Below are 11263 nucleotides of genomic sequence, written 5' to 3'. Positions count from 1 at the left end.
TATTAATAAGTGACGCCTCAGAATGCGTCCAGCGGTTTTTGATTAAGGCGTCGCTATGTAGTAATGGTTGTTCCCTTTCAAATAGTGAGAACGCAGAGCAAAAGCCGCTGGGGCATTCCTTGTAGGCGAGTTTTAAAAGGGCTTACACTGCGTTGCATGACTTCGAAAGAGAACAACTATTCATTCAGTCATGCGCCTTGTTTAAGCCCTTTTAAACTCTCGCTGAGTGATCACTTATTAACGTGGAATGGTATAATTAACGCGTTAGATTATCGGTAGCGTTTTTGCCATTTTCCAATTGGTAATTCGTGCCTAGCGGTGTGCATAACCACCGAGAAACATATCGACCGCTGTAGTGACAAACTTTTCTCGCTCTTTAAGGCTAAGATTAACCACTTCCCCTAGCATACAACGAATGTGATAGTTGCCTTTTAGCGCCCCCATAAAATGGCTTGCAGCAATAAAACAATCTTGAATATCCAACGTCTGCTTATCAACTTGGCTTTGCAAATAATCAGCGAGTTGACGAATAGCTCGCTCGGTAGCTAGGGTTAAAAATATCTCTCTAAGCTTGGGCGTACGTACTGCTTCTCCTATGAGCAATCTGTGAATTGCCCCTACTTCTGGAGAAATCACCATACTGAAGAAGCGCATACCTATCTCCAATAGCGCATCTTTTGGGGGCTGGTGCTGTAAATCGCCATAGTCTATTTCACCGAGTAGCTGGTCACTCTTACGTTCGATAACGGCGTAAAATAACCCTTCTTTATTACCAAATAGCCGGTACAGGGTGGCGAGTGAGCCACCCGCTAGAGCAACAATCTCTTGCAAACTGGCTGCTTCAAATCCAGAACGAACAAAGACTTGGGTCGCGGCTTGAATAATTTTGTCGCGGCGGATAAGGCCACGTTCCCGTGGTGCATAGTCAAGGGTGTTATTGGCGGCTATTAGTGTTTTTGTTGGCATGTTTTAACTGTATTGGTGAGACAAAATAACCATAACAAAAATGCATGCTATTTGTCTGTTATCAATTGAACCTTGTTAACTGTAGTGTAATATACATTACACTTAAATTTGAAGCACATCGATATGGACTCGCTAATGTGGTTAAAAAATAGTTTTTTGCTAATTATCATCATTGCATTAGTGGGCTGGGCTGCCACAGAAGGTTATGATTGGTACGCACACGGACGATTTATCGAAGAAACCGATAATGCCTATATCAAATCCGATAACGTCTCAATTCGAGCAGAAATAACGGGCCGTATTGAAACGCTAGCCGTGCAAGAGAATCAGCACGTGCAACAGGGGCAACTGCTTGTTCGCATTAATGCCAGTGACTATCAGGCAAAATTAGCCCAAGCGAATGCCGAGCTGAAGGTTGCCCGAGCTGCATTGGTCAATACGCAACAACAAATCACCCTGCAAGATAAAAAAATTGATGAGGCCAAAGCCAACATTGATGCGGCCAAAGCGGAAGTGAAACGTGGTGAGCTTAATCTAGCGCGCTTTCAAATTTTGGATAAACAAGCATTTGATTCTAAGCAGCAATTACAAAATACCGAAGCAGATGTAGCGGTCGCTAAAGCGTCATTGGCTCAAGCAAAAGCTGCTTTTGCCGCCGCGCAACAGATGTATTCAGTATTGGATGCACAGCAACAAAGTGCGAGTGCCAATATCACCGCGGCACAATCGCAAATAGCATATGCGCAAAGCCAGTTAGCTAAAACCGAAATACGGGCACCAAGCGATGGCATTGTCGGTAATTTAGGCGCTCGCACTGGAGGCTTAGTACAGCCCACCATGACGTTATTCTATTTAGTGCCACTTCCAGATGTATATGTGGTGGCTAATTATAAAGAAACACAAATAGGCCATATGACAATCGGCCAACCAGTAACTCTCACAGTTGATGCCCAAGATGGCGTCGAATTTACTGGCGTGGTTGCCTCAATTTCACCGGCAACGGGGTCTGAGTTCAGCTTACTGCCAAAAGACAACGCCACAGGTAACTTCAATAAAATCGTGCAGCGTGTTCCAGTACGTATTGAGGTCACCGGCCCTAGGGAGCACATGCATTTATTGCGTCCGGGCTTGTCTGTCGTACCCCATGTAAATACCCAAGGTTTTAATCAGCAAAGTGCCTACTTGGCGAATGAGCAGGTGCTGACTTCTCAGCGATAGGTATTCGTTGCAATAAAATCGAAAGTACTGCAGTGATGGGCAATATTAGGGCGGCTAAATGAGTGATGAAAGAGTAAGCGAGATGCCATCGCTACGTCAGAAGATTGGCTTCGTTGCTGTGATGCTTGGCATGTTTATGGCGATTTTAGATATTCAAATTGTCGCCAGTTCCCTAAATGAAATTCAAGCCGGTGTCTCGGCCACGCCTGATGAAATATCCTGGGTGCAAACGGCCTACCTTATCGCCGAAATTATCATGATCCCCTTATCAGGTATGTTAACCCGTTGGTTATCGACTCATCTCACCTTCGTGATTTCTTGTGTGGCGTTTACCGTTGCCAGCATTGGCTGTGCACTGGCTCAAACCATCGACCAATTAATTATTATGCGTGCTGTTCAAGGTTTCGTGGGCGGGGCGATGATCCCCATCGCTTATGCGATTAGCTTTAAGTTATTTCCCTTACGTGTGATGGGGGCGGTACAGGCTGTGATCGGCATGATAGCAACGACTGCGCCTTCGATTGGCCCTACCTTAGGCGGATATATTACTCAGCATGCAAGTTGGCATTGGTTGTTTTTAATGAATGTGGTTCCCGGAGTATTAGCCAGCGCCGGTGTATGGTTTTATTTGCGTATCGATAAACCAGATTTTTCTCTGTTTAAACGAATTGATTTCTTAGGCTTGCTCTATTTGGCATTATTTTTAGGACCGCTAGAGTACATTCTTGAAGAAGGCCCTGGGGATGAATGGTTCGACAGTACGTTTATCTTGATGCTTAGTATGCTGTGCGCTTGTAGCGCGCTAGGCTTCTTTGCGCGGGCGTTTCGCGTCACTTTGCCCATTGTCGACTTGCGGGTATTTCGCGATCGTAACTTTGCTATTGGGGCATCTCTAGGTTTCATTATTGGCATTGCCTTGTATGGCATGGTGTACCTTATGCCACTGTTTTTAGGCACGGTGCGCGGGTTTAATAGCTTTCAAATTGGCCAGTTAATGTTCGTGACTGGCGCATCTATGTTTTTCAGCGCACCAGTGATTGGGCGTTTATCTGACAAGGTGGATGCGCGTTACATGTTAGCCGCTGGTTTGGTTATGGTGGGCGTGGGGTCTATGATGAATGCCAATTTAACCGATCAAGCTGATTTTAATCAATTTATGTGGCCGCAGATGGTGCGCGGGGTAGGCCTGTTGATGTGTTTGCTGACCGCCTCTCGAATTGCCATGGGAACCTTACCGAACAGTGAGATCAGTAACGCAGCAGGTCTATTTAATGTGCTGCGCAATTTAGGCGGGGCGGTAGGCTTGGCGTTTATGGATACCATTCGTGATATCCGAGTAGACTATCACTGGGCACAGCTCATTCCTGCTATCGATACCAATCGCGCCGTGGTGTTAGAGGAGCTAACTAAAGCGCAATTAGCCGTCACAGGGGTACTAAGCGATCCAGCGGCTGTGGCCATAAAACAAATCGCTGATAGGGTCATGGTACAAGCACAGGTGTTGGCATTTAATGATCTATTTTTATGGATTGGGGCTATGTATGCTTGTGCGTTGCCGTTAATGTTTTTTATCCGTAAGGCACAAAATGAAGATACCGGCGGCGCCCACTGAGTGCTTTTATTAAAAGCCACATTGATGAAAGTACTTTAGGGTAAATCGGTTCTACTTATCTATAGCGTCACAATCCCGTGAGCGTTCGGTTAAAGCTTTAAAGGATGGTTATGAAATCTATTTTATCTGCGTTGATCCTCAGCGCCTCTTTTATATCTACCAATGTATTAGCGGACGAGACCATTTTAGCGGGTGGTTGTTTTTGGTGCATGGAGTCTGATTTTGAAAAACTAGAAGGTGTCACTGATGTGGTGTCGGGCTTTACTGGCGGTACGGTACGCAACCCTACCTATAACGGTAATCATAAAGGGCATTACGAAGCGGTGAAGATCACCTACAACCCAGATGTAGTGAGTTATCAGCAAATTTTAGATCATTATTGGGTAAACATTGATCCTTTCGATGCCCGGGGGCAATTTTGTGATAAAGGCCATAGCTATTTGAGCGCCATTTTTGTAGCGAATGAGCAAGAGCGCGCTCTAGCTGAAAAAACCAAGAAGGCTGTTGAAGCTCAATTCCCTGAGAAAACAGTCGTAACGCCTATCTTAGATGCTAAACGTTTTTACCCCATTAAAGGGAATGAAATTGGCCATCAAGACTTTTATAAGAAAAGCCCTGTGCGTTACAAGCTTTATCGCTGGAATTGTGGCCGAGACCAGCGTTTGGCGGAAATTTGGGGTGACAAAGCGAGCCATTAAGCGATTGCGTTATTGCTAAGCCCCTCAGCGACAAAAAAGGCGTAAACCAAATCTTGAAGTGTCCCCATTAAGTTGGACGCCTTTTTTAGGGGGAGTTAGCTTACGACAACTTGTTTTTAAAGTCTTCGTACTCAAATTTACGTACCAGCTCAAATTCGCCGTTTTTACGCAAAATCCCGATGGATGGGTGCTCAACGCCATTGAAAAAAGTCGTTTTGACCATGGTGTAGTGGATCATATCTTCAAAAATAATCCGCTCGCCAATTTGCAGCTCGTGGTCAAAACTATATAAATCTATCGCATCACCGGTTAAACACGAGTTTCCGCCAAAACGATAGGTAAAGGCTTTCTCGTTGGCTTTACCAGCACCGCGCACCTCAGGGCGATAAGGCATTTCGAGCACATCAGGCATGTGCGCCGTGGCTGACATATCTACGATCGCAATTTTATCGCGATTTTCTACGATATCGATAACCTCACATATCAAGGGGCCTGTTTGCCAAGCGACCGCTGAGCCAGGCTCAAGAATAACGTTCAAATGCGGGTGCCGCGCTTTAAAGGCTCTTAACGTCGTAATTAAGTGTTCAACATCGTAGCCTTCTTTGGTCATCAGGTGTCCACCACCAAAGTTAATCCATTTGATTTGCCCGAAGTACTGACCGAATTTTTCTTCTACGGCCAGTATGGTGCGTTCGGTGGCAAAAGAGTCACATTCGCATAGGTTGTGAATATGAAATCCTTCAAGACCACTTAAATCGGCCTCCTTTAAATCTTTGACTAATATGCCAAAACGAGACCCTGGGGCACTTGGATCATACAACTCTGTTTCGGCTTCTCTGTGCTGTGCATTTAAACGTATACCTGGGGAGACGTTAGACGCTAAAATTTGTGATTTATAGCGGTTCCACTGGCCAAAGCTGTTAAATGAGATATGGTCAACGAGATCGACAAGTTGGTCGATATCAGCCGGTTTATACGCAGGGGAAAAGGCATGCACTTGTTTACCGATTTCTTCTTTGCCTAAGCGAGCTTCCCATACGGCACTGGCGGTTGAGCCTTGCAGATATTGTTTCACTAAATCAAAAGTGGACCACATGGAAAAGCCTTTTAGCGCCAAAATAATCTCGACACCACTTTCTTGTTGCACGCGCTGCATCAATTGTAAATTAGCCTCAAGCTTGGCTTCTTCACATACATAGCAAGGTGAAGGAATGGCAGGGTTTAACATTGGATCTGTCACGGGATACTCCGCTGAATAAGTAAAGGGCCAAATGAATGGCCCTAATGTTGTACTGGTTTAATGATTATTACTGGCTAAACGGGCTTTTGTCGCACTCAAGCACATGCCAAGGCAAACCGTGCTGGTTTAGCATATCCATGAATGGGTCAGGGTCGAACTGCTCCATATTCCACACACCTGGTTTTTTCCACTTGCCGTTTAGCATCAATGATGCGCCGATCATGGCAGGTACGCCTGTGGTGTAAGACACTGCCTGAGCACCTACTTCGGCGAAGCATGCTGCGTGGTCACAGTTATTGTAGATAAAGATGGTTTTTTCTTTGCCATCTTTAATACCCGTAATATACGTACCGATACAGGTCATGCCTGTGTAACCATCAGCAAGTGAGCCTGGGTTAGGTAGCACGGCTTTTAAGAACTCTAACGGCACAATTTTTTGGCCTTGGAAGTCTATTGGCTCAATGCTGGTCATGCCGATACCTTCAAGCACTTTAAGGTGTGTTAGGTATGCGTCACCAAACGTCATCCAGAAACGCGCACGTTTCAAGGTGGGGAAGTGCTTCACAATCGACTCAAGTTCTTCGTGGAACATCAAGTAAGAGGCGCGCACACCGATGTTTTGATAGTCAAGATCTTCGCGAACGCTTAACGGATCGGTTTCTTTCCATTCGCCATTTTCAAAGAAGCGGCCACGCTGGGTGATTTCACGAATATTGATTTCAGGATTGAAGTTGGTGGCAAACGCTTGGCCGTGGTCGCCCCCGTTACAATCGACTATGTCTAGGTAGTGAATTTCATCGAAGTAATGTTTAGCAGCATACGCGGTATATACGTTGGTCACACCGGGATCAAAGCCACTGCCTAGTAGTGCAGTTAAACCTGCCTTTTCGAATTTCTCTTGGTATGCCCACTGCCAAGAATATTCAAATTTAGCCACGTCTTTTGGTTCATAGTTTGCTGTATCTAGGTAATGAACGCCTGTTTCTAAACACGCATCCATAATGGCTAAATCTTGATAAGGCAACGCAAGATTAATCACCAGATCAGGTTTAACCTGATTGATCACTTTGACCACTTCACTGGCGTGGTCGGCATCAACGGCAAACACGCCTTTAACGCGATCGATGCCGACTTCTTGCTGTAAGGCTTCGCATTTAGAAACCGTGCGGCTAGCAAGATAAATTTCATCAAATAGCTCAGGTAAACGAGCACATTTTTTTATGGTAACAGCAGCCACGCCACCAGCGCCGATAATCAAAACACGAGACATAGAAAGACCCTTATCAATAATAAGATGCATTAAAACGCGAATGCTAACACCTAATCATGGGATGTAAACAAAGCGCCGTTAAAAAATTTGCTTGTTTTTATTTGAGACTATTAAATTTCTACGCTAGCGTGTAAATGAGAATCAATCTCGTTTGTAGATTGCACTGATTGATTTGTTTCATTGGATTGAATAAGGGCCTAGGAATATGATTTTCTCATCAACTTTATTTATTTGTTTAACTCATTTGGAAGTAACACGCTATGAAAACTATCACCTTTGCTATTACCCATTTCAGCGTCGCATTTAGCGTAGCGTATATATTAACAGGCAGTTTTGTCGTCGGTGGCCTTATCGCGCTAGTAGAGCCAGCTGTGAACACAGTGGCGTATATGATCCACGAGCGTATTTGGGAAAATAAAAGAATACGTAACAAAGAAGCTAGCCCTAAATCATCTACTCCTTTGACTATTTCGCACTTTGGGCACAGTCACCAATTAGGATAATCACACGTGTTGGTGATAGTCATTGATTTCACTCGCGGGATCAAAAAAGCGCCTTACCCGGACAAGAATAAGGCGCTTTTGTTTGAAGAGCTTTGAATCGCTCGGTACTGCTTTTTTTATTATAGTTTTTAATGTTCCCTGCATTAGGCGATCTGGACACCTAATACACTTAAACTCTTTGCAACTCACAGGCCAACTTTTAAAAGTCTTATATTTCATATAGTTAGCGTTTTTACAAATAAGGGAAGCACTAAAAGCTAACTGAAGTAGTGATATACTTTAGTGCAAGAAGCACCAAATTAGTGAGTCTTTTCAATCGTTTACAATATTTTAACAGGGAGAGAGTAGGTCGTTTCTTTGCTCAGATTCAAGTGCGTTAAGTGCCACATCCATTTGGGCGATACGAGACGCTAAGCTACCACTGACCTTGATAAAATGAATGCCATGGGCGATTAAATACTGCTGAATAAACTGCTGAAACTCGCTTCTGTTAGCATCCCCTGAACGCTCCCACGTATCATCGTAGGGAATATCATTATCGCAAAGGACCACCAGATCGTAACGTTGCCAGCTATCTTCGGCCAATCTTGTTAATTCAGCTAAGGGGGTTGTGTGGTAGTGACAGGCAAAATGCCAGGTGGTGAAGGCGTTGGTATCACAGAACAAATAGTCCTTAGCGGCTATGCTTGCTTGATCTTCCCATTGATTCTGCACTTGGGCGATGTGCAGCAGTTGCTCAGGACTAAGACGGCGGTCAACTTGATGTTCAATCCAATAGTCGCGTCCATATTCGGGCACAGAAATAGAGTCGAATCGCTCGGCTAATGCTTCACTCAAGGTAGACTTGCCGGTGGACGGTGCGCCTAAAAACACAATTTTTTTGATCATGGAGATGGAGTGCTCGTCATATCATTTGGCTGTTCTCATGGGACAACCCAATTAACCAACTGTGTTGTGTAAGTCGTTGGTTTGCTTTTCAGTATTATGGTGACGAAATTCTCTTATCCAAGCGTATTGACCAATACTAGCCATTATCAAGAAACAAAAATACAAAGCTGACGTGGGGTACAAGCCTTTTTGCCAGTACACGGCAATGGCGACAATATCGACGATAATCCACACCGTCCAATTGAAAAGTTTGCGATGACTCAATAACCACTGCGCAATTAAACTGGCACAGGTGGTAAAGGCGTCAACATAAGGGAAACTTGCATCCGTGTAATTAGACATAACGTAGCCAAGTATTCCCGAACTGAAAATGGCTAAGCCGGCAAGGCTTACATATTCAAGCGTATTGCCGCGTACAGGGGATATTTGCCCCTGCTGATTTTGATTGCGGCTCCACATGTGCCAACCGTATAGCTGAAATCCAATATAAATAACATGTAGGCCCATATCGGAATACAGTCTTACATCGAAAAATATCCAGCTGTAAATACTGACTTGTATAAAACCGAAAACAAAACTCCAACGGCTGCGTCTTATCAGTAAAAATACGCTCAAAAAGCCTGCTACAGTCGCAATCCATTCAATTGCGGAAGCTCCAGCAAAACCGTGTAACCATTCTAACCAACTCATGGGGTAAACACTTGTATTAGAGGCTTAAACGAATTGCCTTTACCTGCGTTGCCACCAATGACATATAAGCTATTGCCTATCGTATTGACACTGGTATACAGAGCACTTTGATAATCAAAGGATGTTGCTTGCCATTTAGTCGCATTATCGTGCAGAACATAGCTATTATTGTGCTGATCTTCATCTGCAAACACCCAAAGTGCGTTGTTTAACCACGCCACACTATGGGCGCTAACCGGGTGGGGGAGTGCAGCCATGGTGTGCCATGTATTACTCGTTACGTCATAACGCTCAACAGCGGCTAGATTTTCGCTGTTTTGTTCGCCGCCAACTGCGTAAATTGTATTGTTGTGGACAACAGCTTCAGTGGATTTCGCGCTGGGTAGATTGGCTATTTTCTGCCATTCTTGCTGTTTAATGTCAAAACGCCACAATGCATCACTAGGGATAAGTTGATAACCGTTAGCTGCGTGATAAGAAGCGCCGCCAAGCACATATATATACCCATTAAGATATACCGCTTTATTGTCTTTTAGTGGCTCAGGAATATTGCCAATGACACGTGTTTCGTGGGTGCGAGTGTCGAATACTTCAATGCGTTGCTCTACGCGCACATCATCTGGTTGAGGACCAATGCCACCGAGTAAATAAATCGAGTGTTGTTGATCAAAAACCGCGGAAAAGTAACCTCTTGCTAGTACCTTGTTTGCCAGTACGCTGCTTTGCCCAGTTTGCGGATTAATGATTTCTACGTCCGATAAATAACCTTGTTTGCCGTAGCCTGCAAAGACATAAAGCAGTTTGCCATCAGTGGCTGATGCATGAGCGAACCGTGCCGTTTGCAAGCGTAATGGTTGCTCATTTGCTGCGCTTTTATCCGATGAAGCGCGTGTATCTTTAGCGTTTTTTTGCGAAGCGCTTTCTTTGCTCGAGGTTTGTTGTTGCTTTATCTTAGGGCCAGCACCGTTACCAGCATTGCTCACATCCTTTACTTGGTTGTGCTCAACCGAGGTTTCTACCACGACTTCAGTGTTAGTATCTGACGGCGCAGGCGGGCGAGACACACAGGCACTGATAAAAACAGGCAAACTTAATAACAAGATAAATCGAATGTTAAACAACATATTGGCCAATGAACGTAAAAAGACTGATGATGGGCGGGAATATACCACCAGAATTACAAAATGTATCCATTGCTTGAAAAACGACGCGCAAGGCTTGAATTAATTGCGCGCCCCCTGCAGACCTCCTGTGTGTAACAGCAAGATCCGACTGTCTTTAGCAAATGTATTTTGCTCAATTAACTTCTTTGCGGCCCAAAAGAGCTTACCGCTGTATACAGGCTCGATAGGGATACCCAAAGTGTGGTTAACGTGCTGGCAAAACGCGGTTAACTCTGGGGTGGTTTTAGCATATCCATTGAAATGAAAGCCATGTTCTATGTGCCAATTCGCTTGTTGAACGGGGCCCAATGCTTGTTTAAGCAATAAATTACTTACCAATTTTTCAAGATAATCTTGACCCTTCAAAACGCCAATGCCAATGATGTTCGCTTGTTTGTCACTTATCTGTGCTGAAGCTCCTGCTATCAGGCCTGCTAATGTGCCGCCACTGCCCACAGGCGCTAAAATATAATCGTAGGTTTGCCTCAGTTCACGGAGAATTTCAGATACACCGGTTAATGCATGCGCTGATGAACCACCTTCAGGGATGAACATTGCATTTGGATACTGCTGAGATAATGCGGCTAAGTAAGCGTCATCATCACGTAGCTGATAGGTTTTACGATCAACAAATTGTATATCAGCTTGCCATGCTTTTAGATCACGTAACATGGGTGTATCATTATTATGATAGTGACCACGTACTATCGCTGTAAGTTTTATTTTTAAGGCAGAGCATACATAGCCAAGAGCATGAAGATGGTTTGAATGGCCGCCACCAAAACTAACAATATGCTGTATATGATTTGTTTGGGCGTAACGGATCGATTTACGTAGTTTGCGCCACTTATTGCCGGATATGACCTCATGTATAAGGTCGTCTCGTTTAACCCAAATTTGTAGACGTTCAGCGTTTTTCCAGTCAGGTGTAATTCGCTGTTCTGGTGAGGGAAGCGATATCTGTAGTTGGTCTAAAGTGTGTGTCACGCGGGTACAAAATTCATCATTATAAAAG

General features: G+C 44.4%; 11 protein-coding genes. 4 read left to right on the top strand and 7 right to left on the bottom strand.

Features of this window, described 5'->3' with window-relative positions; translation table 11 throughout:
- Positions 1-312: 312 nt before the first annotated feature.
- Positions 313-966, bottom strand: coding sequence for a TetR/AcrR family transcriptional regulator (locus tag GCHA_RS04035; RefSeq protein ID WP_007985313.1), 654 nt, complete (start codon positions 964-966; stop codon positions 313-315).
- A gap of 135 nt (positions 967-1101) precedes the next feature.
- Here GCHA_RS04035 and GCHA_RS04030 point away from each other — a divergent pair, with 135 nt between their 5' ends.
- The 3 genes from GCHA_RS04030 (at position 1102) to msrA (ending at position 4494) form a co-directional block, all read left to right on the top strand.
- Positions 1102-2184: an HlyD family secretion protein gene (locus GCHA_RS04030; protein ID WP_007985311.1), complete on the top strand. Its 1083-nt coding sequence runs from the start codon at positions 1102-1104 to the stop codon at positions 2182-2184.
- Positions 2185-2242: 58 nt separating this feature from the next.
- Complete coding sequence (locus GCHA_RS04025) at positions 2243-3796, top strand: DHA2 family efflux MFS transporter permease subunit (protein ID WP_007985309.1); 1554 nt, start codon at positions 2243-2245, stop codon at positions 3794-3796.
- A 110-nt stretch (positions 3797-3906) separates the two neighbouring features.
- Positions 3907-4494, top strand: coding sequence for a peptide-methionine (S)-S-oxide reductase MsrA (gene msrA, locus GCHA_RS04020; RefSeq protein ID WP_007985307.1), 588 nt, complete (start codon positions 3907-3909; stop codon positions 4492-4494).
- Between the two features lie 100 nt (positions 4495-4594).
- On the opposite strand, the gene nspC is transcribed toward msrA, so the two are convergent.
- Together nspC and GCHA_RS04010 are read right to left on the bottom strand one after the other, a co-directional pair.
- A complete protein-coding gene (gene nspC / locus GCHA_RS04015) occupies positions 4595-5734 on the bottom strand; it encodes a carboxynorspermidine decarboxylase (protein ID WP_007985305.1) in 1140 nt (379 codons plus the stop codon).
- Between the two features lie 67 nt (positions 5735-5801).
- Complete coding sequence (locus tag GCHA_RS04010) at positions 5802-7004, bottom strand: saccharopine dehydrogenase family protein (RefSeq protein WP_007985304.1); 1203 nt, start codon at positions 7002-7004, stop codon at positions 5802-5804.
- Positions 7005-7264: 260 nt separating this feature from the next.
- Here GCHA_RS04010 and GCHA_RS04005 point away from each other — a divergent pair, with 260 nt between their 5' ends.
- Positions 7265-7507, top strand: a complete 243-nt coding sequence (locus GCHA_RS04005) for a DUF2061 domain-containing protein (RefSeq protein WP_007985303.1) — start codon at positions 7265-7267, stop codon at positions 7505-7507.
- A gap of 330 nt (positions 7508-7837) precedes the next feature.
- Here the strand turns inward: GCHA_RS04005 and GCHA_RS04000 are convergent, their stop codons facing one another.
- The 4 genes from GCHA_RS04000 to GCHA_RS03985 form a co-directional block, all read right to left on the bottom strand.
- Positions 7838-8395, bottom strand: coding sequence for an AAA family ATPase (locus GCHA_RS04000; protein WP_007985302.1), 558 nt, complete (start codon positions 8393-8395; stop codon positions 7838-7840).
- 51 nt (positions 8396-8446) lie between these two features.
- Complete coding sequence (pnuC, locus tag GCHA_RS03995) at positions 8447-9085, bottom strand: nicotinamide riboside transporter PnuC (RefSeq protein ID WP_007985301.1); 639 nt, start codon at positions 9083-9085, stop codon at positions 8447-8449.
- Positions 9082-10209, bottom strand: coding sequence for a Kelch repeat-containing protein (locus GCHA_RS03990; RefSeq protein ID WP_007985300.1), 1128 nt, complete (start codon positions 10207-10209; stop codon positions 9082-9084). Before GCHA_RS03990 ends, pnuC begins: the two co-directional genes overlap by 4 nt.
- Before the next feature lie 99 nt (positions 10210-10308).
- Positions 10309-11235, bottom strand: a complete 927-nt coding sequence (locus GCHA_RS03985; RefSeq protein ID WP_007985298.1) for a 1-aminocyclopropane-1-carboxylate deaminase/D-cysteine desulfhydrase — start codon at positions 11233-11235, stop codon at positions 10309-10311.
- Between the last annotated feature and the right edge of the window lie 28 nt (positions 11236-11263).

Origin of the sequence: Paraglaciecola chathamensis S18K6 (genome assembly GCA_000314955.1) — a bacterium.
Classification (GTDB): Bacteria; Pseudomonadota; Gammaproteobacteria; order Enterobacterales; family Alteromonadaceae; genus Paraglaciecola; species Paraglaciecola chathamensis.
This window is presented reverse-complemented; position numbering and strand designations above follow the sequence as displayed.

Bases quoted from the DNA above. Each gene is read 5' to 3' on its own strand.
- GCHA_RS04025 (WP_007985309.1), top strand. From the start codon at position 2,243: ATGAGTGATGAAAGAGTAAGCGAGATGCCATCGCTACGTCAGAAGATT.
- GCHA_RS04010 (WP_007985304.1), bottom strand. From the start codon at position 7,004: ATGTCTCGTGTTTTGATTATCGGCGCTGGTGGCGTGGCTGCTGTTACC.
- pnuC (WP_007985301.1), bottom strand. From the start codon at position 9,085: ATGAGTTGGTTAGAATGGTTACACGGTTTTGCTGGAGCTTCCGCAATT.
- GCHA_RS04035 (WP_007985313.1), bottom strand. From the start codon at position 966: ATGCCAACAAAAACACTAATAGCCGCCAATAACACCCTTGACTATGCA.
- GCHA_RS04000 (WP_007985302.1), bottom strand. From the start codon at position 8,395: ATGATCAAAAAAATTGTGTTTTTAGGCGCACCGTCCACCGGCAAGTCT.
- GCHA_RS04005 (WP_007985303.1), top strand. From the start codon at position 7,265: ATGAAAACTATCACCTTTGCTATTACCCATTTCAGCGTCGCATTTAGC.
- GCHA_RS04030 (WP_007985311.1), top strand. From the start codon at position 1,102: ATGTGGTTAAAAAATAGTTTTTTGCTAATTATCATCATTGCATTAGTG.
- GCHA_RS03990 (WP_007985300.1), bottom strand. From the start codon at position 10,209: ATGTTGTTTAACATTCGATTTATCTTGTTATTAAGTTTGCCTGTTTTT.
- msrA (WP_007985307.1), top strand. From the start codon at position 3,907: ATGAAATCTATTTTATCTGCGTTGATCCTCAGCGCCTCTTTTATATCT.